General features: G+C 68.3%; 22 protein-coding genes. 15 read left to right on the forward strand and 7 right to left on the reverse strand.

What is annotated here, in order from left to right:
- Positions 1 to 113: 113 nt before the first annotated feature.
- The gene (locus KQ310_RS03030) at positions 114 to 2363 is read left to right on the forward strand and encodes an ATP-binding protein (protein WP_259720308.1); all 2250 of its coding nucleotides are present in this window, start codon (positions 114 to 116) and stop codon (positions 2361 to 2363) included.
- A 73-nt stretch (positions 2364 to 2436) separates the two neighbouring features.
- Here the strand turns inward: KQ310_RS03030 and KQ310_RS03035 are convergent, their stop codons facing one another.
- Both KQ310_RS03035 and KQ310_RS03040 read right to left on the reverse strand, forming a co-directional pair.
- Positions 2437 to 3234 carry a transglutaminase family protein gene (locus tag KQ310_RS03035; protein ID WP_259720309.1) on the reverse strand — a complete coding sequence of 266 codons (798 nt, stop codon included), beginning with the start codon at positions 3232 to 3234 and terminating at the stop codon, positions 2437 to 2439.
- Positions 3235 to 3467: 233 nt separating this feature from the next.
- On the reverse strand, positions 3468 to 5555 hold the full coding sequence (locus tag KQ310_RS03040; protein ID WP_259720310.1) for a glycogen-debranching protein: 2088 nt from the start codon (positions 5553 to 5555) through the stop codon (positions 3468 to 3470).
- Between the two features lie 159 nt (positions 5556 to 5714).
- Between KQ310_RS03040 and KQ310_RS03045 the strand changes: the two genes are divergently transcribed.
- The 3 genes from KQ310_RS03045 to gluQRS all read left to right on the forward strand — a co-directional run bounded on the left by KQ310_RS03045 (position 5715) and on the right by gluQRS (position 7870).
- Positions 5715 to 6365 (forward strand): MBL fold metallo-hydrolase, encoded by a 651-nt coding sequence (locus KQ310_RS03045; RefSeq protein WP_259720311.1) that lies wholly within the window; start codon positions 5715 to 5717, stop codon positions 6363 to 6365.
- Between the two features lie 173 nt (positions 6366 to 6538).
- The gene (locus KQ310_RS03050) at positions 6539 to 6814 is read left to right on the forward strand and encodes an HU family DNA-binding protein (RefSeq protein ID WP_197153997.1); all 276 of its coding nucleotides are present in this window, start codon (positions 6539 to 6541) and stop codon (positions 6812 to 6814) included.
- Between the two features lie 126 nt (positions 6815 to 6940).
- The gene (gluQRS, locus tag KQ310_RS03055) at positions 6941 to 7870 is read left to right on the forward strand and encodes a tRNA glutamyl-Q(34) synthetase GluQRS (protein WP_259720365.1); all 930 of its coding nucleotides are present in this window, start codon (positions 6941 to 6943) and stop codon (positions 7868 to 7870) included.
- A gap of 376 nt (positions 7871 to 8246) precedes the next feature.
- On the opposite strand, the gene KQ310_RS03060 is transcribed toward gluQRS, so the two are convergent.
- Positions 8247 to 8378, reverse strand: a complete 132-nt coding sequence (locus KQ310_RS03060; protein WP_259720371.1) for a hypothetical protein — start codon at positions 8376 to 8378, stop codon at positions 8247 to 8249.
- Positions 8379 to 8447: 69 nt separating this feature from the next.
- Here KQ310_RS03060 and KQ310_RS03065 point away from each other — a divergent pair, with 69 nt between their 5' ends.
- From KQ310_RS03065 to KQ310_RS03075, 3 genes are all read left to right on the forward strand, one after another.
- On the forward strand, positions 8448 to 8768 hold the full coding sequence (locus KQ310_RS03065; RefSeq protein ID WP_259720312.1) for a lactate dehydrogenase: 321 nt from the start codon (positions 8448 to 8450) through the stop codon (positions 8766 to 8768).
- Positions 8769 to 8907: 139 nt separating this feature from the next.
- A complete protein-coding gene (locus KQ310_RS03070; protein ID WP_259720313.1) occupies positions 8908 to 9228 on the forward strand; it encodes a hypothetical protein in 321 nt (106 codons plus the stop codon).
- The gene (locus tag KQ310_RS03075; protein WP_259720314.1) at positions 9225 to 12113 is read left to right on the forward strand and encodes a bifunctional acetate--CoA ligase family protein/GNAT family N-acetyltransferase; all 2889 of its coding nucleotides are present in this window, start codon (positions 9225 to 9227) and stop codon (positions 12111 to 12113) included. Before KQ310_RS03070 ends, KQ310_RS03075 begins: the two co-directional genes overlap by 4 nt.
- Here KQ310_RS03075 and KQ310_RS03080 read toward each other — a convergent pair.
- Positions 12071 to 13030, reverse strand: coding sequence for a histone deacetylase (locus KQ310_RS03080; protein WP_259720315.1), 960 nt, complete (start codon positions 13028 to 13030; stop codon positions 12071 to 12073). The genes KQ310_RS03075 and KQ310_RS03080 overlap by 43 nt on opposite strands.
- A 97-nt stretch (positions 13031 to 13127) precedes the next feature.
- Here KQ310_RS03080 and KQ310_RS03085 point away from each other — a divergent pair, with 97 nt between their 5' ends.
- From KQ310_RS03085 to KQ310_RS03115, 7 genes are read left to right on the forward strand one after another with little or no spacing between them, the layout of a single operon-like run.
- Positions 13128 to 13733, forward strand: a complete 606-nt coding sequence (locus tag KQ310_RS03085) for an NAD(P)H-dependent oxidoreductase subunit E (protein ID WP_311134691.1) — start codon at positions 13128 to 13130, stop codon at positions 13731 to 13733.
- Positions 13733 to 15385, forward strand: coding sequence for a NuoF family protein (locus KQ310_RS03090; RefSeq protein ID WP_259720316.1), 1653 nt, complete (start codon positions 13733 to 13735; stop codon positions 15383 to 15385). The genes KQ310_RS03085 and KQ310_RS03090 overlap by 1 nt, the downstream gene beginning before the upstream one ends.
- Entirely contained in the window at positions 15382 to 16101 is a 720-nt protein-coding gene (gene hoxU, locus KQ310_RS03095; protein WP_259720317.1) for a bidirectional hydrogenase complex protein HoxU, read from the forward strand. The genes KQ310_RS03090 and hoxU overlap by 4 nt, the downstream gene beginning before the upstream one ends.
- Positions 16098 to 16667 carry an oxidoreductase gene (locus tag KQ310_RS03100; RefSeq protein ID WP_259720318.1) on the forward strand — a complete coding sequence of 190 codons (570 nt, stop codon included), beginning with the start codon at positions 16098 to 16100 and terminating at the stop codon, positions 16665 to 16667. The genes hoxU and KQ310_RS03100 overlap by 4 nt, the downstream gene beginning before the upstream one ends.
- A 9-nt stretch (positions 16668 to 16676) precedes the next feature.
- A complete protein-coding gene (locus KQ310_RS03105) occupies positions 16677 to 18137 on the forward strand; it encodes a Ni/Fe hydrogenase subunit alpha (RefSeq protein WP_259720319.1) in 1461 nt (486 codons plus the stop codon).
- Entirely contained in the window at positions 18103 to 18756 is a 654-nt protein-coding gene (locus KQ310_RS03110; RefSeq protein WP_259720320.1) for a hydrogenase maturation protease, read from the forward strand. Before KQ310_RS03105 ends, KQ310_RS03110 begins: the two co-directional genes overlap by 35 nt.
- Positions 18744 to 19106 (forward strand): hydrogenase maturation nickel metallochaperone HypA, encoded by a 363-nt coding sequence (locus KQ310_RS03115; RefSeq protein WP_259720321.1) that lies wholly within the window; start codon positions 18744 to 18746, stop codon positions 19104 to 19106. The genes KQ310_RS03110 and KQ310_RS03115 overlap by 13 nt, the downstream gene beginning before the upstream one ends.
- 19 nt (positions 19107 to 19125) lie before the next feature.
- On the opposite strand, the gene KQ310_RS03120 is transcribed toward KQ310_RS03115, so the two are convergent.
- A complete protein-coding gene (locus tag KQ310_RS03120; protein ID WP_259720322.1) occupies positions 19126 to 19650 on the reverse strand; it encodes a TerB family tellurite resistance protein in 525 nt (174 codons plus the stop codon).
- A 163-nt stretch (positions 19651 to 19813) separates the two neighbouring features.
- On the opposite strand from KQ310_RS03120, the gene KQ310_RS03125 reads away from it, so the two are divergent.
- A complete protein-coding gene (locus tag KQ310_RS03125; RefSeq protein WP_259720323.1) occupies positions 19814 to 20080 on the forward strand; it encodes a hypothetical protein in 267 nt (88 codons plus the stop codon).
- A 59-nt stretch (positions 20081 to 20139) separates the two neighbouring features.
- On the opposite strand, the gene KQ310_RS03130 is transcribed toward KQ310_RS03125, so the two are convergent.
- Positions 20140 to 20718, reverse strand: coding sequence for a DOMON-like domain-containing protein (locus KQ310_RS03130; RefSeq protein WP_259720324.1), 579 nt, complete (start codon positions 20716 to 20718; stop codon positions 20140 to 20142).
- A gap of 1 nt (position 20719) precedes the next feature.
- Positions 20720 to 21865 (reverse strand): phosphotransferase enzyme family protein, encoded by a 1146-nt coding sequence (locus KQ310_RS03135; protein WP_259720325.1) that lies wholly within the window; start codon positions 21863 to 21865, stop codon positions 20720 to 20722.
- Positions 21866 to 21943 lie beyond the last annotated feature (78 nt).

The raw sequence follows: 21943 nt of genomic DNA on the forward strand, positions 1-21943 counted from the left end.
GCTGCCAGGCCCGTGGGCCCCGGTGCTGGTCTGGGATGCCAGCGTTTGCCCGTGGAGGCCTGGCGGCTGACGGTTGCGTGCGAAAAACTGGGTTGAATCCGGTCGTCTGCCCTATGGCGCCTCTGCGTTGCCACCTGCTGATCGGCCCGCCCGCCAGTGGCAAGACCACGCTGGCGCGAGCCCTGGCTCCCCTGCTCAGCGGCCCTGGGCAGCCGCCGGCGGTGGTGCTCTCCACGGATGCGATTCGCGCCGAGGTGTTCGGCGATGCGGCCGTTCAGGGCCCCTGGGTCGAGATCCAGCAACGCCTGCACCAGCGCCTGCAGGAGGCCGTGGCCAACGGCAGCCCGGTGATCGTGGACGCCACCCATGCCAGGCGGGCCTGGCGGCTGGCGATCACCCAGGCCTTGTCCCTGCCGGTGGCCGTGGAGTGGATCGGCTGGTGGCTCCATACGCCCCTGCCCACCTGCCTGGAGTGGAACCAGCGGCGCCAGCGCCCCGTGCCGGTGCCCGTGATCCAGGAGATGGCCGCCGCCCTGGCCGATCCCCATGCCGGGCCGCAACGCAGCGAGGGCTTCGCGGCGATCTGCGCCCTGGTGCCCAGCCACCACGACGACCTGGTGCCGGTGCTGCAGAGCGAACTGGCTGGCCTCGACAAGCGGATTCGATCCTCCCGCAATCGCGAGAATCGGTTGCAGCGGCACGGCTACTCGCGCCTGCTCGATCTGGAGCGGCTGCTTCACCTGATTCGCCTGCTGGTCTCCTTCCCCGATCTGGAGGCCTCCGATCCAGCCACCCGGGAGGAACTGGAGGCCTGGGTGTCGCCGCTGCCGCAAGGGGACCTGGCCGATCGGGCCGCGGCCTATCTGCGCCGGCTGCATGGCGATTGCTACGCCGATGCCACAGCCCTCCGCCGTGACCTGCTCTGGCTCGAGGACAACGGCTTCTCCAGCGGCGTGGCGGTCGATGCACCGATCCAGTTGTTGGAGCCGGGACCGGCAGATCAGCCGCTACGGCGTCCGGCTGTGTCGGCCAGCGGCGGTGTGAACGGTGGCTCGCCGCCAATGGCTGATGGCCCGGTGTTCCTGCGGGTGATGACCCTGCTGCGCCACATGCTGCAGGCACCCTTCGATCGGGCGGGGGAGAAGGGCAGCAACCTGCACCAGCATCTGATCGCCCAGATCGAAGCGATTCCCGGCGCCTATCTCCGCGGCGAAAGCGCCACCCTGCGCAAGGACATCGAAAAGATCCTCACCCCCTACGGCTTTCGCTCCCGCAACGACAACGTGCGCCATGGCTACTGCCTCGGCACCGCCATCCTCTCGGCGGCGCGGCTGCGGGAGGTGCACGACGTGGTGCGCCAGGCCGCCGGGCGACTCGCCGATCCCTCGGCCCAGGACCTGCTGATCGCACTGGATGAACGGCTGGGCTGGGCGGGACTTGACACCACCGCTGCCCTGCCGGTGCGCAGCTATGCCCGCCACTCCATCATCGAAGCCGCCCTTGTGCGCAGGGAGTCGCTCGCCGCGCCCCGGCAAGCCGAGCGGATCGAGACGGCGATCGTGGAACACCGGCGGGTGGGCCTGGAGCAGTTCGCCTCCTCCGGCAGTTTTCCAGAAAGCCCCAAAGGGACCCTGACGGTGTGGCCGCTCCAGTTGATCTTCCACAACATCGGCTGGTATCTCCTCTACGAGGACGACCAGGTGGGGCAGGCGGAGGGATTGATCCGCAGCGAGCGGCTCGATCGACTGGCCCTGGTCCGCAGTGAGGGCGGGTTGCGCCGCAGTCCGGAGGAGCATCGCCGCTCCCTGCAGCGGGTCGAGCGCCTGCTGCACCATTGCGGCGGCATTGACTTCGGCGAGGAGCTGGCGCCGCAGCTCGCCATCGCCAGCAGCTCAGAGCGGCTACGCGACACGGTCCTGGAGACCCTGCGCTTCTCCTGCACCGCTTCGGCTTTCGCCTTCATGCGCGAGGGGGTGGCGCGCTATCCGATCGAGCACACCCGCTTCTCGCTTCCCCTGGCGGGTGATCGCTGGTGGCGCCACCCCAGGGCGCCCCATGTGCTGAGGCCGAATGCCAAAGACGACAGCCATCCCTATCCGGTGGAGCTGGACCTGCCCAGCTGGACGGTGGCCCGCGATGTGGACCTGCGCAACTGGCTGTTCGGCTTCGGAGGCGAGCTCCGCATCGAGGCGCCCGATCGGATGCGTCAGGAGTTGCTGCAGCATTTCCGTGCTGGCGTTGCGGTCTATGGGGAGAAGACGGACGCAGCGCCGCCGAGCAAGGCCCCTGGGGCCGCCGAGCCCAGCAGGCGGGAACCGGAAGCACCGCAGTTTTTCTTCTCCAATCGATGCCTCAGGGACTGAAGGCAGGCGGGGGCTCCATCGATCCAGCACTGGCCATCGTGAGGATGATCCCGATGGCTTGCTGCCTGTGCAATCAGACGCCGTCCCCTTCAAGGTGATCGACATGAACGCTCTGGACCTCTGGGTAGACAGCAGGGCCGAACTGATTGTAAATCGCCACATCGGCGGCATCGCGCCCGTAGCCGATCACCACGTAGCCACCACTGAGTTCAGTCTGCGTGGCATCGAAGGTGTACCAGCGTCCAGCAATGTAGGCTTCAAACCAGGCATGCAGGTCCATGGGCTTGAGCCCATAGAGATATCCAGCCACCAAGCGTGCTGGGATGCTCAGGCTGCGGCACAAGGCAATGCCGAGGTGTGCCAGATCACGGCAGACTCCCGATCCTTTTGCCTGGACTTCCGTTGCTGATAAGGGGATGTAATTGATGCCGGGCTCGTAGCGAATTTTGGTGCGCAGCCAGCTTTCAATCGCCTTGACCTGGTCGTAGCCGAGTCGCTGTCCGGCCACAATCTCAGCGGCCATTGGGCCGAATCGGTCAGATTCGCAATAGCGACTTGGCAGCAAGTAGCTGAGCACGGTTTCGGGAAGATTCTCGATCTCGACAAATGGCGCCCCCGGCGCCTGGTCAACGTGATCAGCTGTCAGCACTTCGGATGTGGTGTGGATGGCAAAAGGGCCCGGGAGGGCCACCAGCCGTTGACAGAGATTGCCATAGCCATCGGTGTACTCGAAAACGGGGGTGTATGGCTTCAGTCTGTACTCTTCGCGGGCGATCCATTGCTGAGCGCCACTGCGCAATCTCAGCATCAGGATGAAGGGAGTTGGTGCTGTGATGTTGAAGGTTAAGCTACAGCTTGTGCGCAGCCACATGTGGCAGGCTCACCAGTGAATTCTTCAGCCAATCTAGCGGCTCAGATCCTGCTTCGAAGCTGTGCAGGTCTGCGTGTAGGCCTGTGCGCTCGATCTGCTGTCGATGCAGTGTCGATGCGGTGTCGATGCGGTACAGCAGTTGGTTCAGATCTGCAGCCGTTGTTCCAGCTTGACAGCCATCGTCTTTTTCCCAAGGCGGCGGGATCTGAAATCCGCCATCAGCCCTTCAACAATCAGGCCTTCAACCGCAATCCCTTCACCAGCGGTGTCGCCAGCATCAACATCAGACTGCGGCTTTCCAGCGGGGCCCCGGACGGGCTCCACCGCTCCGGACGGGCAGGCAGATCCAGGCCTGCAGGCAGGGCCGTATCGATCACCCGCATCCAGCCGGCGGGGCAGGGGGGCAGGTCGAAATGCATCGCCTTGCCATAGGCGTTCATGCCGCACCACAGCAGCGGTCCGTGGTGGGGATCGTGCAGGCTCCAGGCCAGGGTGTGGGACCAGCTGGCCCAGTCGGGCTTGCGCAGCTCAACCCCATGCCACTCGCGCCACAGATGGGAGGGTTCCGAACCGGGCGCCTCTTCCACCAGGCCATCGAGGAAAGGCGCTTCCGGGTTGAGCAGGGCGGCCAGATGGCGACGCAGGGCCAGCAGTCGGATCACATAGGTGCGCAGGGCCAGTTCCTCGGCATCAGGCTGCCAGTGCATCCATCCGAGCGGATTGTCCTGGCACCAGGTGTTGTTATTGCCCCCCTGGCTGCGGCGCACCTCGTCGCCCATCAGCAGCATCGGCACCCCTGGCGCCAACAGCAACGAGGTCAGCAGGTTGCGGATCTGGCGCTCCCGCAGGACGGTGATGGCGTTGTCGGTGCTGGGTCCCTCCACCCCGTGATTCCAGCTGTTGTTGTGGTTGTCGCCGTCGCGGTTGTCCTCGCCATTGGCGAGGTTGTGCTTGCCGTTGAAGCTGACCAGATCGGCGAGGGTGAAGCCGTCGTGGGCGGTGAGGAAGGTGATGCACTGGCCCGGACGCACCGGCGCAGCGGTGAACAGATCGGGGCTGCCGCTGAGCCGCTGTCCCACCGGCCAGCAGGTGCGATCGTCTCCCTTCCAGAAGCGGCGCAGGTCATCGCGGAAGCGGCCGTTCCAGGTGGCCACTCGCCGGGCGGGGAAATCAGCCAGACGATAGAGGCCGCCGCAATCCCAGGGTTCGCTGATCATCTTCAGATCGCTGAGCGCCGGATCGGCCTCCATGGCCTCGAACAGGGGCGGATCATTGAGGGGGGCCAGCTGCTCGCCGCGGCTCAGGGCGATGCCCAGATCGAAGCGGAAGCCGTCGATACCCAGCTCCACCGCCCAGCAACGCAGGGATTCCAGGATCAGGCGCCGCACCAAGGGCCGGTTGGCAGCGATCGTGTTGCCGCAGCCACTGACGTCGAGATAGTCGCCGCGCTCGTTCTGCTGGTAGTAGAGGCGATCGCCAAAGCCCCGCCAGCTGAGGGTGGGGCCGGCCTGGTTCCCCTCGGTGGTGTGGTTGTAAACCACATCCAGGAGCACCTCCAGACCCGCCTGATGACAGGCCATCACCAACTGCCGCATCTGCTCACGGGCCTGCAGCGGGTCGTCCCCCTGCAGGTAGGCGGGATGGGGCGCCATCCAGCTCAGGGGGCTGTAGCCCCAGTGGTTCAGGCGACCGGCCGGCGCATCCTGGGGATCGAAGGCCATCACAGGCAGCAGTTCGATCGTGGTCACCCCCAGCTCCCGCAGATAGGGGATCGTGTCGATCAGCCCCAGCAGGGTGCCCTGCCGTTCGGCCGCCACCGGAACGCCGCCCCCCTGGGTGAAGCCGCCCACATGCAGCTCATAGATCACCGTGGACTGCCAGCTATGGCGAGGACGCGGAGCAGCGGCGAAATCAAAGCGATCCCGCTCGGTCACCACGCCCTTGAGACAGCAGGCGGTGTTGGGCACACTGCCCACGGCCGTACCGCGCTGATAGCCCTGCCAGCCGGCGATCGCCCGCGCACAAGGGTCGAGCAGCACCTTGGAGGGGTTGAAGCCGTGGCCGCCCGGCTGGATCGGTCCAAAGACCCGGTAGGCGTAGCAGCAGCCGATCCCGACGCCCTCGACCTCCACATGCCAGTGGTCGCCGGAGCGATGCCGGTGGTCGAGCTCAATCACCCGATCCGGCTCGCTGGCCTCGCCATGGGGGAACAGGAGCAGCTCAAGCCGCGTGGCAGCAGGGGCAGCCACAGAAAAATTGACGCCATGGCTGGTGGTGGCGGCTCCCAGGGGCCAGGGATGACCGATCCGGATTGAAGACAACGACCCAGCCTTGGGCAGAACCAGGCTAGGGCAGACCCCGCCACACGCCACGGCTGCCGCGGCAGCAGCACAAGCAGCAAGACCGGATTCAATGGAGAGCCCGTTGCCCTAACCATCCTGACCGCAGCTCCGATCGATCCGGGCCGTCCTCCCCTGGCCGTGATTCCCGGCCTCTGGTGCTTTGCACCCAACCGCGACTGCCAGGGAGGCACCGCCTGGCTGCTGGCCCTGGCCGATGGCGATCTGCTGGTGGACTGCCCCGCCCTCAGCGAGGCCAATCTCTCTTTTCTGGAAGCACGGCTGGAGGCACGGCCGGCCCGGGGCCGGATCGTGCTCACCAGCCGCGAGGGCCATGGCCGGGTGCGGCGGCTGCAGGAACGGCTGGGCTGGCCCGTGCTGGTACAGGAGCAGGAGGCCTATCTCCTGCCCAACCTGGCGGAGCGGATCGCGTGGGGGGAGGAGAGCGAGCCGGCCGCGGGGCTGCGGTTGCTCTGGGCTCCCGGCCCCACGCCCGGCTCCTGCGTGGTTCACGTGCAGGAGCCAGCGGCGGTGGGGCTCGACATCCTGTTCTGCGGCAGGCTGCTGGGGCCCACGGCACCGGGTCGGCTGGCACCGCTGCGCACTGCCCGCACCTTCCACTGGCCGCGGCAGCAGCGCAGCCTGGTGCGGCTTCGCCAGTGGCTGCCGCCGGCCTCACCACAGTGGATCGCCTGCGGCGGCGGGCTTGGTGCCCTGCGGGGCGACAAGCTGGTGGCCGGCGGCAGTTCCCTGATCAGCGAACTTGCCGAACAGGTCGCTACAGCGGCTTGACGGGGGTATTCCTACTCTCCAGACTGGCCGAGATCCCTTGCGGCAAGCCGTCTGTCGAGTTGCCGACCGGGATCAGTGCCCATACCATTGGCGCTCCCCACCAAAAAACGGCGGTCGGAACCCGCGCCGATCAGCCTGCCCTCCACCGCCGACCTGAGATTTTTCCCCGTCCGATGAACAAAGCAGACCTCGTCAACCTCGTGGCAGCCCGCACGGAGCAGACCAAGACCGATGTGGCCCAGGTGGTCGACGCCCTGATCGACACCATCATCGATTCGGTGGTGGAAGACAAGAAAGTGTCGATCCTTGGATTCGGCTCCTTCGAAGCCCGTAAGCGCTCGGAACGGCAGGGACTCAACCCCAAGACCGGCGAAAAGATCAAGATCCCGGCCAAGAAGGTTCCTGCCTTCACAGCCGGCAAGATGTTCAAGGACCGCGTTCAGGGCTGAGTCCTCGATCCATTCCCCTGGATCTGGTGCGGTCCTGCGGGGCCGCTTTTTTCTCGCTCAAGCCCCCGTGTCTCCGTGCCCTCCCTTGCGTTGCCCCGCCATCTGCAGGCGCAGCTCGAGCAGGGGATGGAGCTGCGTTCACGCAGCCGTTATCGGGGTCGCTACGCCCCTTCCCCCACCGGCCCGCTGCACCGGGGCAATCTGCGCACGGCTCTGCTGAGCTGGCTCGATGCCCGCCTGGCCGGCGGGGAATGGTTGCTGCGCCTCGACGATCTCGACACGCCGCGCAACCGAGCCGGAGCTGAAGACGGGATCCTGGCCGATCTTCGCTGGCTGGAGCTGGACTGGGACGGGCCGGTGATTCGCCAGAGCGAACGCCGCGGGCTCTACGCCAGCGTGCTCTCAGCCCTGCGCCGGGCCGGGCGTCTCTACCCCTGCCGCTGCAGCCGCCGGCTGCTGGCGGACATCTCCGCCCCCCATGGCCAGCCGCCCGTGTATCCGGGGCACTGCCGGCAGCGGGCGCCCCACTGGGGCTTCTTCCAGGAGCGGCTGCCCAGCTGGCGGCTGCGGCTGGCGGAGGGTCCGCTGCTGTGGCCTGAGCGCCTCGGGGCTCCCGGCCGCCTGGATGGCACCGCCGAGGTGGGAGATGTGGTGCTGCGGCGCTCCGATGGCTTCGTGGCCTATCACCTGGCCACGGCCGTGGATGAGCTGCTGTTCGGCATCACCGATGTGGTGCGGGGCGACGACCTTCGCTGGGCCAGTGGTGCCCAGGTGGCGGTGATGGCTGAACTGGGGGCCACGCCACCCCGCTACTGCCACCTGCCGCTCTGGCGCGACGGGGAAGGCCGGCGGCTGAGCAAACGGGAGGGGGCCGAGGGTGTAGCGGGCCTGCGTCAGCAGGGTCTGGATGGGCCGGCGGTGATCGGACTCCTGGCCGCGAGCCTGGCGCTGGTTCCGGATGGCAGCCGGATCAGCAGCGCCGAGCTGCTGAGTGAGCTGCGCAGGCAGCCGCCGCAGGTAGCCGCCGCAGGCCGATGGCCTGGCCTCAGACCTTAAGGAAGGTTTCGGGATCAAAACAACCGAAATCGCCCACAGTTGAAGCATCTCGGCGGCTGGCTCTTCAGCTCTGCTCCGCCGCCACCGAATCGACGAGGACCGGAGATGCCAAGCCCAAGACCGCACGCCGCCAGTGGAACCGACACCGAAGCCAGCCTTGCTGTGATGGCCAGTGGCAAGGGCTACACCACCGTGTCAAGCCAGTGCCGCCAATGCGGCGGCAGCGGCATCCTGCGCCACGGCGATCAGCAGTTCCGCACTTGTCTCGACTGCCTCGGCCAGGGCCATCTCAAGACCACAGATCAGGGCAACACGCTGACGAGGCTGATCGAAGGGTCCTGGAGCGGCCCGTTGTCCCGGGGCCTTTCGGACGACATCACCGTTGTGACGAACGCTTCTGCTTCCAGATGAAGAAGCCGGCCGTGCCCACCACGATCGCCAGAGGGGCTGCGGTGAGCAGCAACAGGGCCACGGCTGTCCAGTCGGTGTACATGTCCGGTGGGATCAACGCCTGGCCATCATCCCAGCCGGTCTGCGCCGCTCCACACTGGTGACATCCGTGCCGCTCGACTCTCCGATGGACAGGCTGTCCCTGCGCGTTCTCTCTTTGCGTGATCAGCCTCTGCGAGCTCTGTCTCTGCGGCTTCTGATCCGGGGGCTCGCCCCGGCCGCCGCCCTCGCCCTTATCGGCGCGGGTGCGGGCCAGGCCGGCGTGGTGTTCCAGAACTGTGTGCAGGATGCCGATGGCGGCATCACCTGCGACACCCGGCCCACGGGCAACACCCTGATGAACGACGAAGCCGCTCGCTTCGGCCTGTTCGACGAAGCCAGCCCGGGATGGAACGAGTTCGATCCCTACCAGGGGTACGACGACATGTTCGGCGGCAACGAAACCTGAGAGCGGCTCGCTGACAGGTGCGGCTGATCTTGCTAAAGCAGGCACGGGATCAGCCGCCTGCCCGTTGTGCTCGAACGTTCCAGCGGCAATTACCCCAGCGGAAATGCTTTCAGCGGCGACGTCCATTGGAGGGTTCGCCATGAGCAGTGAGCCCGTCGTATTGCGCTGCTGCAGTGCCAGCAGCTGCCGCAGCGCCGGTGGTGAACGGCTGCGCCGGGCCCTGCTGGCGGCCCGCGTCAACGGCGAAGCCGGTGAGGCCGCCGTGCTGATCCGATCGGTGGGCTGCCTGAAACTCTGTGGCCGCGGGCCGATGGTGGCGCGCGATGGGCCCTGCGGAACGGAGCTCTACGGCGGGCTTGGCAGCGAGCAGGCCGCCGATCTGCTCGCGGGCCGCCAGGCCCCCTTGGAGCCGCATCGCATCGATCTGGATCCACCGTGCTCCCAGCTGCAGGAGCCATGACCGACGCAGCGGGCCGCACCCCTGGCCATGGCCAGGGCAGAAGCACCGACCCCACCTACGACATCCTGCGCAGCGAGAGGCAGCCGCTCGGGGCCCTGTTCAGGCCCGGCTGCGTGGCGGTGATCGGTGCCAGCGAGCGGCCCGGCAGCGTGGGGCGCACCCTGCTCTGGAACCTGATCCGCTCGCCCTTCGGCGGCACGGTCTATCCGGTCAATCCGCGGCGCCACAGCGTGCTGGGAGTGCGCTGCAGCGCCAGCGTGGCGGAGATCCCCGAGCCGGTGGATCTGGCCCTGATCGCCACGCCGGCCGCCACCGTGCCCCAGCGGCTGGCCGAGTGCGCCGCCGCTGGGGTGAAGGCGGTGATTGTGATCTCCGCGGGCTTCCGGGAGGTGGGGCCCGCAGGACTGGCGCTGGAGAACCAGCTGCGCGAGACGCTGCGCGGCTCCGGGTTGCGGCTGCTCGGCCCCAACTGTCTGGGCCTGATGAACCCCCGCCTCGGGCTCAATGCCACCTTCGCCTCCGGCATGGCGGCGCCGGGCCATGTGGGCTTCCTGAGCCAGTCCGGGGCAATCTGCACCGCGGTGCTCGACTGGAGCCATCAGCAGGGGGTGGGCTTCAGCGCCTTCGTGTCGATGGGCTCGATGCTGGATGTGGGCTGGGGCGATCTGATCACCTATCTGGGCGACGATCCCGCCACCCGCAGCATCGTCATCTATATGGAGGCGATCGGCGATGCCCGCGCCTTCCTCTCGGCAGCGCGCGAGGTGGCGCTGACCAAACCGATCGTGCTGATCAAGGGGGGGCGCAGCGCTGAAGCGGCCCGCGCGGCGGCCTCCCACACCGGTGCCCTGGCGGGCAGCGACGTGGTGCTGCAGGCGGCGCTACGGCGCTGCGGCGTGCTGCGGGTGGATCGCCTCTCGGACCTGTTCGACCTGGCCGATGTACTGGCCAAGCAGCCCCGGCGCCCCAGCGGCCCGCGCCTGGCGATCGTCACCAATGCCGGCGGCCCGGGGGTGCTCGCCACCGATGCCCTGGTGCTCAGCGGCGGCCAGCTGGCCCAGCTCTCGAGCGAGAGCCTCACCGCCCTCGATGCCGTGTTGCCGGCCCAGTGGAGCCATGCCAACCCGATCGACATCCTCGGCGATGCCGATCCGGAGCGCTACGCCCGCGCCATCGAGATCGCCCTGGCCGATCCCGGCAGCGATGGCCTGCTGGTGATCCTCACGCCCCAGGCGATGACCGATCCCACCACCACGGCCCAGCGCCTGCGGCAGCTGGCCGAGGCCAGCGGCAAGCCCCTGCTGGCCAGCTGGATGGGGGGCGACGAAGTGGCCAGTGGGGTGGCGATCCTCAATGCCGCCGGGATCGCCACCAACTCCTATCCCGACGCCGCTGCCCGCCTGTTCATCGCCCTCTGGACCTTCAGCTACAACCTGCGCGGTCTGTACGAGACCCCGGCCCTGCTGCCTGAGGCCGATGAGGGTGCCGGCGCGAGTGCGCCGGACGACCATGCCGCCGGTCGCCGGGTGCTGGAGCGGGCCCTGGATGAGGGCCGTGAACTGCTGAGCGAGTCGGAGGCCAAGCAGGTGCTGGCGAGCTACGGCATTCCGGTGCTGGACACCCGCCTGGCCCGCAGTGCCAGCGAGGCCCGCGCCGCCGCCGAGGCCATCGGCTACCCCGTGGTGCTGAAACTGAACAGCCGCACCATCACCCACAAGAGCGATGTGGGCGGCGTGTGGCTTGATCTGGCCAGCGCCGAGGCGGTGGAGGCGGCCTTCACCGCCATGGCCAGCCGGATCCCGGAGCAGTGCGGGCCGGAGGCTTTCGATGGGGTGTCGGTGCAGCCGATGCTGCAGCGGCAGGGGTCCCTGGAGCTGATCGTGGGCAGCAGCCTCGATCCCCAGTTCGGGCCGGTGATCCTGTTCGGCAGCGGCGGCACCCTGGTGGAGGTGTACCGCGACAGCGCCGTGGGACTGCCGCCCCTGAACACCACCCTGGCGCGGCGGTTGATGGAGCAGACCCGCGTTTACCGCGCCCTGCAGGGGGTGCGCGGCGGCCCGCCGGCCGATCTGGAGGAGCTGGAGCGGCTGTTGGTGCGGCTCAGCCAGCTGGTGCTGGAGCAGCCCGCCATCCGCGAGATCGACATCAATCCGCTGCTGGTGCGGCCCGGCGACCCGGTGCGGCCCCTGGTGGCGGTCGATGCGCGCATCCTGATCCAGCCGGTGGCGGGCGCCACCTGTCCGTTGCCCCGACCGGCCATTCGCCCGTACCCCAGCCAGTACGTGCACCACTGGCGACTGCAGGACGGCAGCCGGGTGACCATCCGCCCGATCCGGCCCGAGGACGAACCCTTGCTGGTGGCCTTCCACCGCACCCTCTCGGAGGAGAGCGTCTACTACCGCTACTTCCACATGATGTCGCTGAGCCACCGCATCACCCACGAGCGGCTGGTGCGCATCTGCTTCACCGACTACGAGCGGGAGCTGGCCCTGGTGGTCGACCGGCGCGACCCCGACTCCGGTGAGCACCGGATTCTGGCGGTGGGGCGGCTCAGCCGGATGCATGGCTCCAATGATGCCGAGTTCTCGATGCTGATCAGCGACCCGTATCAGCGGCAGGGTCTGGGAACCGAGCTGCTAGCTCAGCTGCTGCGCAGCGGCCGCGATGAGGGCGTCGACCGGGTGACGGCCGAGATCCTGCACGAGAACGGCGCCATGCAACGGGTGTGCCGCAAGCTCGGGTTCAGCCTGCGCTCCACCCCCGAGGTGATGGAGGCCTGGATTGATCTGGCCAGTGCAGCACTTCCCGGTGATGCGGTGCAAGCTGATCAGGTTGGCGCTGGTCAGGTCGGCTCTGATCCGCTCGCCAGCAGGGTCTCGACGTGAGCGGCGCCACCCCCCGCCAGTCCCTGCAGCGAGTAGCCCCCCTCCAGCACGGACACCAGCCGGCCACCGGCGTGTTCGCTGGCGATGTCCAGGCAGAGCTGGGTGAGGGCGCCGTAGTCGCTGTCCTCGAGCCGGAAACTGCCCAGAGGATCGTCGCGGTGGCTGTCGAAGCCGGCCGACACCAGCACCAACTGGGGCTGGAAGCGCTCGGCGGCGGGCCGCAGCGCGGCGCTCAGGGCTGCGAGCACCGCCGGGCCGTCACTGCCGCCGGGCAGGGGGCAGTTGAGGGTGAAGCCCAGGCCCTGACCCTCCCCCCGTTCCGTGGCGGCGCCACTGCCGGGGTAGTTGCCCCACTCATGCACGCTGGCGAAGAGCACGCTGGGATCGCGCCAGAAGATCGCCTGGGTGCCGTTGCCGTGGTGCAGGTCCCAGTCGATGATCAGCACCCGCTCCAGGCCGTGCACCACCTGGGCATGGCGGGCGCCGAGGGCCACGTTGTTGAAGATGCAGAACCCCATGCCCCGGTCGGCCTCGGCGTGGTGACCGGGCGGGCGCACCAAGGCGAAGGCGTGGTTCACCTGGCCGCTGAGCACCGCCTCCACCGCTGCCAGGGTGCCGCCGGCCGCCAGCCGGGCCACATCTTCCGACACGTCACAGATGGCGGTGTCGCCGGTGGAGAGTTCCCTGGCGTCGTAGGCCACATCGCGGCGCACCGTCTCCAGATAGCGGGCCGTGTGGCAACGCTGAAGCTCCAGGTCGGTGGCGGGCCGGGCGTGGATCAGCTGGCAGCGCTGCCGCAGGCCGCGGCGCTGCAGTTCGGTTTCGATCGCCTCCAGCCGCCGCGGGCTCTCGGGGTGGCTGCTGCCCGTCTCGTGCAGCCGGAAGGCCGGATCGATCACCAGTCCCGTGGCGCCCATCGCTGACGGCCTCCAGGCCACACTCTCACCAGATTCGCTGACAGCCACGCCGGTGCTGGCTAGGCAGGTGTGAAGACCGCGCCTGTCGCGTCAGCCCATGATCGCGCCGCTCTCCGCGCCACCATCAGCGCCCTCCCGGGCGGATCTGCCCCCCGAGGCTGATCTGCCTGCCGAGGCGGTGGAGCGCACCTCGCGGCTGATTCGTCAGCACGGCAGCCGCTCCGATGCCCTGATCGAGGTGCTGCACCAGGTGCAGGAGCTCTACGGCTATCTGCCGCCCGGGGCCCTGGCCCAGGTGGCGCGGGAGCTGAAGCTGCCCCTGGCACAGGTGTTTGGGGTGGCGAGTTTTTACCACCTGTTCCGACTCGGGGCCCCCACCGCGCACCGCTGCGCCGTGTGCCTGGGCACCGCCTGCTTCGTCAAGGGAGGTGGCGAGCTGGCGGCACGGCTGGAGCGGCGGCTGGGGCTGCGGCTCGATGACGCTGCCGGCAACGGCACCTGGGCCCTGGAACATGTCAGCTGCCTGGGGGCCTGTGGCCAGGCGCCGGTGCTGGTGGTGGACGGCCACCTGGAGCCCCGCCTGCCGGTGGACGATCCGGCGGCCCTGGATGCACTCCTGGGCGCCCTGGGGCTTTCTGCAAACGACGCTTCCGACGCCGGCACCGACGCCAGGGCAGATGGCAGTGGAACCGGAGCACGCTGATGGCCTCCTCTCCCCGGATGCAACTGCGCTGTTGCGGCGCCAGCGGCTGCCGTTCCGCCGGTGCCGAGGCCCTGCGGACGGCCCTGCTCTCCGCCCGCGACCAGCTCGGCGGCGCCGCCGAGGCGGTGTCGATCAAGTCGGTGGGCTGCCTGCGGCTCTGCGGCCGCGGTCCGCTGGTGGCCCTGGACCGTCCCGAGCCCAGCGGCGCGGAACCGGCCTGCCGCACCGAGCTCTATGCCGAGCTCAGGCCCGAGCAGGCCGCCGACCTGCTGGCACGAGCCACCGGCAGGGGTGATGCGCTGGCCGCCCAGCGCCTCGACTCCGACCATCCCTTCTTCGCTCTGCAGAAGTCGGTGGTGCTGGAGGGCTGCGGCGTGGTCGATCCCGAATCGATCGACGATGCCCTCAGCCACGGCACCTACGCCCAGCTGCGGCGGGTGCTGCTGGACGTCAGCCCCGAGCAGGTGCGCGAGCAGGTGAAGCGCAGCGGTCTGCGCGGCCGCGGCGGCGCCGGCTATCCCACCGGCCTGAAGTGGGACACCGTGGCCCTGCAGCCGCCTGGCCCCCGCTATGTGGTGTGCAACGCCGATGAGGGTGACCCCGGTGCCTTCATGGATCGCAGCGTGCTGGAGAGCGATCCCCATCGGCTGATCGAGGGGCTGGCGATCGCCGCCTACGCCGTGGGCGCCGATCAGGGCTTTGTGTACGTGCGAGCTGAATATCCGCTGGCGGTCGAGCGCCTGCGCCTGGCGCTCAGACAGGCCCGCTCCAAGGGGTTGCTGGGGGCGGGCATCGCCGGCAGCGGCTTCCATCTGCGGCTGGAGGTGCGGGTCGGCGCCGGCGCCTACGTGTGCGGTGAGGAAACGGCACTGCTGGCCTCGATCCAGGGTCAGCGCGGCACCCCCAGGCCGCGCCCCCCCTTCCCCGCCCAGGCGGGCCTGTGGGGTGCCCCGACCCTGATCAACAACGTGGAGACCCTGGCCTCGATTCCTGTGATCCTGCGGCAGGGCGGCGACTGGTACGCGGCCATCGGCACCGAGGGGAGCAAGGGCACGAAGGTGTTCGCCCTCTCCGGTGCCGTGCAGCGCACGGGCCTGGTGGAGGTGCCGATGGGCACCACGCTGCGCACGGTGGTGCAGACCATCGGCGGCGGTGTGCCCGGTGGGGAGGGCCCAGACGGCGGCGTCAAGGCGGTGCAGACCGGCGGTCCTTCCGGCGGCTGCATTCCGGCCCATCTGCTCGACACGCCGGTGGATTACGAGAGCCTGCGGGCCCTGGGCTCGATGATGGGCTCGGGCGGCCTGGTGGTGATGGGCGACAGCACCTCGATGCCGGAGGTGGCCCGCCACTTCATGCGCTTCAGCGTCAACGAGAGCTGCGGCAAGTGCGTGCCCTGCCGTGCCGGCACCGTGCAGCTGGCTCAGATGCTGGATCGCTTCGTGGAGCGGCGGGCGTCCCTGGTCGACCTGGAGCGCCTCGAGGAGCTCTGCAGGATGGTGGGCGCCACCAGCCTCTGCGGTCTCGGCCAGGCGGCGCCCAACCCGGTGCTCAGCACCCTGCGCTACTTCCGCCAGGAGTATCAGGCTGCCTGCCGGGATCCGGTCCAGTGCGAACCCCTCGACGCCTGCCTGCTCAAGGAGGGGACCCGATGAGCGTGCACACCCTCACTGTGGATGGCGAGGAAGTGGCCGTTCCCGCTGGGGCCACGCTGCTCGATGCGGTGCGCGCCGCCGGCGCCGAGCTGCCCACCCTCTGCCATCTCGATGGCCTCACCCCGGTGGGCGCCTGCCGGCTCTGCCTTGTGGAGCTGGAGGGCAGCGGCAAGCTGCAGCCGGCCTGTGCCACTGCCGCCGGCGAAGGCATGGCGGTGCTCACCCAGACACCCCAGCTGCAGGCCTACCGGCGCATGGCGGTGGAGCTGTTCTTTGCAGAAGGCACCCACGTGTGTGCCTTCTGCGTGGCCAACGGCAACTGCGAACTGCAGGACGTGGCGGTGGCCGTGGGGATGGATCACTCCCGCTTCCCGTATCAGTATCCCCAGCGCCGGGTGGACGCCTCCCACCCCCACTTCGCGATCGACCACCACCGCTGCATCCTCTGCACCCGCTGCGTGCGGGTGTGCGATGAGATCGAGGGCGCCCACGTGTGGGACGTGGCCAACCGTGGCCGCGAGTGCACGATCATCACCGGCCTGGATGAGCCCTGGGGTGAGGTGCAGGCCTGCACCTCCTGCGGCAAGTGCGTGGATGCCTGTCCCACCGGCGCCATCTTCCGGAAGGACGACACCACCGCCGAAAAGCAGACGCACCGCGAGCGGCCCCAGCTGCTGCGCGATGCCAGGGAGAAGCACCAGTGGCAGAACCAATGACCGCCCCCAAGTTGCGATTCGCCACCGTGTGGCTGGCCGGCTGCAGCGGCTGTCACATGTCGTTCCTCGATCTTGACGAGTGGCTGTTCGAGCTCGCCAAGCACGTGGATATCGTGTTCTCGCCGGTGGCCAGCGACATCAAGACCTATCCCGAGCAGGTGGATGTCTGTCTGGTGGAGGGTGCCGTGGCAAATGCCGACAATCTGGACCTGGCCCTGCAGCTGCGCCAGCGCACCCGGCTGGTGATCTCCTTCGGCGACTGCGCGGTGACCGGCAACGTGCCGGCGCTGCGCAACCTCTGGGCCGAGGTGGATGGTGGTAGCCGCCAGAGCGTGCTGGATCGCGGTTACCTGGAGCTGGCCGACCGGGGAGCCCAGCATCCCCACGCGCCCGGCATCGTGCCGGAGCTGCTGGAGCGGGTGCTACCGCTGCACGAGGTGATCCCGGTGGATCTTTTCCTGCCCGGCTGCCCGCCGTCTGCCGAGCGGATCCGCGCCTGTCTCGAGCCGCTGCTGCGGGGGGAACGCCCAGAGCTGACGGGGCCCGACCTGCTGCGGTTCGGCTGAGGAGATCGCATGACCCGCACGATCACGATTGACCCCGTCACCCGCATCGAGGGTCACGCCAAGATCACCCTTCACCTCGACGACGACGGACGCATCGCCGATGCCCGTTTCCACGTGGTGGAATACCGCGGCTTCGAGACCTTCTGCGAGGGCCGGCCCTTCACCGAGATGGCCGGCATCACGGCGCGGATCTGCGGCATCTGCCCGGTGAGCCACCTGCTGGCTGCTGCCAAGACCGGCGACAAGCTGCTGGCGGTTCAGCCTCCTCCGGCGGCGCGCAAGCTGCGGCGGATGCTCAACCTCGCCCAGATCTGTCAGAGCCACGCGCTCTCCTTTTTCCACCTCAGCAGTCCTGATTTCCTGCTCGGCTGGGAGAGCGATCCGGCCCAACGCAACGTGTTCGGCCTGATGGCGGCCGATCCCGAGCTGGCCCGTGCCGGCATCCGCCTGCGCCAGTTCGGCCAGCAGGTGCTGGAGCTGCTGGGCGGCCGCAAGATCCACTCTGCCTGGGCTGTGCCCGGCGGTGTGCGCACGCCCCTGAGCGCCGAGGCGCGGCAGTGGATCCTGGAGCGACTGCCGGAGGCCAGGGCCACCGTGGCCCTGGCCCTGGAGCTCTATAAAAAGCTGCTGGATGGGCCGTTGCAGCACGAGCAGCGCTGCTTCGGCGACTTCCCCTCCCTGTTCATGGGCCTGGTGGGGCCGGGCGGCCGTTGGGAGTGCATCGACGGCCTGATCCGCTTCATCGACAGCGACGGCCTGATCGTGGCCGACGATCTCTCGGAAGACGACTACGCCTCGTTTCTGGGCGAGGCGGTGGAGAGCTGGAGCTACCTGAAATTTCCTTATTACAAGCCGCGGGGCTATCCCGATGGCCTCTATCGGGTGGGCCCCCTGGCACGGCTGAACGTGTGTGAAGCGATCGGCACCCCCTGGGCCGATGCCGAGCTGGCCGAGTTCCGCCAGCGCAGTGGCACGGCGGCAAGCGGCGGTCGCGTCGTCACCTCCTCCTTTGCCTACCACCACGCCCGGCTGGTGGAGATCGTCGCCTGCCTGGAGGGGATCGAGCAGCTGGTGGCCGACGACAGCCTCATGGAGGGCCGCATCCGCGCCCGTGCCTCCCTCAACGCCCACGAGGCGGTGGGGGTGAGCGAGGCACCGCGCGGCACCCTGTTTCACCACTACAAGGTGGACGATGACGGCCTGATCACCCGGGTGAACCTGATCATCGCCACCGGCCAGAACAACCTGGCCATGAACCGCACTGTGGTCCAGATCGCCCGGGAGTTCATCTCCGAGCCGGTGGCCGCCGAGGCCGAGATCCCCGAGCCCCTGCTCAACCGGGTCGAAGCCGGCATTCGTTGTTTTGATCCCTGTCTCTCCTGCTCCACCCACGCGGCAGGACAGATGCCCCTGCGGATCGAGCTGCGCTCCGCCGATGGAGCGCTGCTGGCGGCGCGGCAACGGCAGTGATGGCGGCTCGCCGGCGGCGCTGATGGCAGCGGAGTCCACGGTTCTGGTGATCGGCATCGGCAACCTCCTCCGCCAGGACGATGGGGTGGGCCGGTGGCTTGTGGAGGACCTGGCGCAGGAGAAGCGGGCACAGGAGAAGCGGGCGCAGGAGTCACCTGCGCGGGAGTCACTGGCGCAGCAGGACTGGAGCCGACGTATGCCCGAGCTGCAGCTGCGTCCTTGCCACCAGTTGCTGCCGGAACTGGCAGAGGATCTGGCCCGCAGCGAGCGGGTGCTGTTCGTGGATGCCTGGCTCGCTGGCGCCGGCGATCCAGGATCTGATCAGCCTCGGCTGGAGCGGTTGGACTCCGCTTCGCGCCAAGGGGAGCCCGGCCCTGAGGGCGACGCGGATGACAGCGTGGAGGGCGGTCTGGGTGCGCATCGCTGCGGCCCCGAGCAGCTGCTTCAGCTCTGTGCCTGGGCCTACGGCCACAGACCGGCGGCCTGGGTGCTGCTGGTGCCGGGCGAGCACTTCGGCCATGGCACCCACTGGTCGCCGCGTCTGCAACGCCAGTTGCCCGAGGCCCGTGCCTTGCTGCGGCGCTGGTTGGCCGGGCCGGAGGACGCATGCACGAACTGAGCCTGCTGGAGCAGCTGCGGGATCTGGCGGTGGAGCAGGCCCTGGCCCACGGCGGCGGTCGCATCGTGGCAATCACGCTGCGGATCGGCAGCCTTGCCGGCGTGGAGGCCGAGGCCCTCCACTTCGCCCATGCCGTGGTGATGGCGGGCAGCCTGGCGGAGGGCTCCACGCTGCAGATCGAGGCCGTGGCCGCCAGCTGGTTCTGTCAGATCTGCGATCAGGAGTTCAGCGGCAACGGTGGCGACCCCACCTGCCCCAGTTGCGGCGCCATCAGCCGGCAGCTGCGGCATGGACGGGAGCTGGAGCTGATCTCACTGGAACTGGCGACGGAACCCCTTCGTGATCCCTGACGCCACTCAGGGCCAGACCTCAGAGCCACTGCATGCCGGGAGTTTCCAGCAGCTCCTGAGACGGCCAGGCTCCCAGCCAATGGAAGCGGCTCGCCAGGATGCCGCGCAGGCCGGAGTGCTGGCGCAGCTCCTGCTCCGCCGCCCATTCGCATTCCTGCACGTCAGTTTCGGCCAGGCCCAGCGCCTCCACCAACCGCCGGTACGCCACCTTCTCCATCGGATTGATGCTGGAGGCATCGCCAGGGCTGGTGCTGACCCGGATCATCATGAACGCCAGTTTGAGGGCCAGCTGGCGATCCTCTGCGGTCTGCAGGCGTTGCACCAGCTCCTCCATCCCCTCCATCTGCATGGCCTCATCGGCCAAGGCAGCCGCGGCATCGGCGGCGTGGAGCGGATCCACCTCAGGCAGGAAGTAGGTCGCCACCAGCCGCTGCAGCAGTTGCTTCTCCTCGGCAGCGAAATCCCCATCCGACCAGGCCACGCAACAGAGGATCCGCAGCAGATCGCGGTCGGCTTCGGGCAGGAGTTGTGAGGGGGTCTGCATGGCCGGCGCGGCAGGAATGGATGGCGTCATTGTGAACGCTCCGAATTCGAGGGCTATCGCGTCATCGAACCAGCCGGCAGCGCTGGCCGGGTTGCGCAGCCTCTGCAGAATGTCTGGCGTATCGGGCCAGGATCAGACTGCTCCAATCCGATGTCCGTTCCTCGTGTTTGCGATCGTCTCCATTCTGTTCGGAGGTTTTCTGGGCGGTCTGCTCGGCTTTGGCCTCGGTCGTGGCGTGCCTGCCCTGGTGCAGGGCGGTGGCCGGCTGGCCCGCCGCCAGAACCAACTCGGCATGGGCCTGTTGCTGATGGTGCCGTGGCTGGTGGGGGCGCTGTTGCTGCTCAAGGCGCTCACCGCCCCGGGCTTGCTGGTGCTGGCAGGGGGCTACTGGCTCGGCATGGTCGTGGGACGGCGGCAGCTGGGGCTCTGAACCGGCGACAGATCCGGTAGGAGATCCGGTGATCCGTGCCGGCCATCCGATCCGGCCAATCAGATTCGCAGCAGAAAACCATCGCGGCGGTGGAAATCGGCTTCGGGGCCAGGGTGGGCCAGGGCCCAGGTGCTGAGGGCTCCGCCGCGGTGCTCGATCACGGCGCTGATGCCGACCTGCAAGGCAGCGGCCGCCGCCAGGGGTGGTGGCAGGGGACAGGGGAGCGCGAGTTCCAGCTGCTGGGGGCGTTGCTGGCAGAGAAAGGGCAGCGCCGTGACGCTGGCTTCGGGGGTGAGGCCGAGGCGATAGCCCTCCAGGCGATAGACGTTCCAATCGCCGGATGGGGAGAGGTTGATCTCCCAGTAGGGATCGTCCCCTTCCACCGCCAGGAAGGCCTCCAGGCAGGTGTGCATCCAGAGGTCATCGCAGCGCTGGGGCTGTTGTGCCGGTGGAGGCAGCAGCAGCTCGGCCAGAGGGGCCTGCAGGCAGTAGTGGATCCGCAGCTCGGGGCCCAGACGCTGGATCCAGCCCGTCAGGGAGAGCCCAGCCACGAATAGGTCGGGCGTGGCAGTGTCGCTCTGGAACGGCACCAGGGTGAAGCGCTGGGCCTCGGGCGGCGGCTGGTGTCCCGTCCCCATCTCAGGCTCCGGCCAGGCGCTGGAGCAGGGCTCGAATCGGCCCTTCCTGCGCTTCGATGCTTTCAACCAGCCGGAACTGCACCTGGGCGCGGTGGAGATTCTGGAGTGGACTGCTTGTCTTGAAATACACGTTACCGGCCAGATGATCACTGAAGAAGCGCAGACCCAGCTCAAAGGCGATCAGCCGGATTGCTGCATAGAGATACTGGTGATCGGCAGCAGTGAGGAATTGCTGGGCCACGGACAGGTAGCCCTCCAGCACCGCCTCACACAGCGCTAGATCGAACTGCACCGCCGCGGGATCGCGGCTTTCCTCGCCGAGGGTGTTGCAGCAGGAACGCAGGCAATCGCCGATGTCGTAATGAACCAATCCCGGCTTGACGGTATCGAGATCAATCAGGGCGATGGCCTCGCCGCTGGCGGCATCCAGCATGACGTTATTGATCTTCGGATCGCCGTGGATCGGGCGCAGCTGCAGCTCGCCGCGGGCCTTGGCCTCCTCCAGCACCGGCGCCAGCGCCTGGCGGCTTTCGATGAACTGCTGGCACCAGTGCTCCTGCGGCGAGGCCGGCGGTGAACAACGACCCAGGAGCTGGTGGTACTGGGCCAGGTAGGTGGGGGTGATGTGAAATCCCTCCAGCGTGTCCGCCAGCTGATCGACCGGCAGATCACTGATCAGGTGATGAAACATGCCGAGGCCATAGCCCACTTCACGCGCCTGCGCCGGATCCCGGGCCATCTCCAGGCTGCGGGCGGCTGGCACATAGGTCATGGCCCGCCAGATCTGACCATCGCGCTCCACCCAGGGATCGGCAGAATCAGTTGGGGTGAGAATGTGCGGCATCTCCCAGGAGCGCCGGCAGGTGCCGTCGTGGGCGGGATCATCCGGAAGCTCCTGCAGCCGGGCGCTGACGTGGCGGGCCACGATCTGGATGTTGCGCATCACCAGCTTCGGCTGGCGGAAGACCTCGCTGTTGAGGCGTTGCAACACCAGGGGTGGCTGGTTCTTTCCAGCCAGCGACACCAGAAAGGTGTCGTTGACATTGCCCTGCCCCAGGGGCTCAATGGCGACGATGCCCTCGCCGGGATGGAACTGGGCGGCGATCTCACGCAGCGCGTGCCCATCGGCGACCGGAGCCTGGATCATGGGTCTCGGCCGCGAACCGGGCCGCAGCCTGACACGTTCACCCCAGGCTGGGTTCAGCCGTGGTGACAGCGCGCCGAC

The sequence above is a fragment of the Synechococcus sp. CS-1328 genome (genome assembly GCF_025128095.1).
Taxonomy (GTDB): domain Bacteria; phylum Cyanobacteriota; class Cyanobacteriia; order PCC-6307; family Cyanobiaceae; genus CBW1002.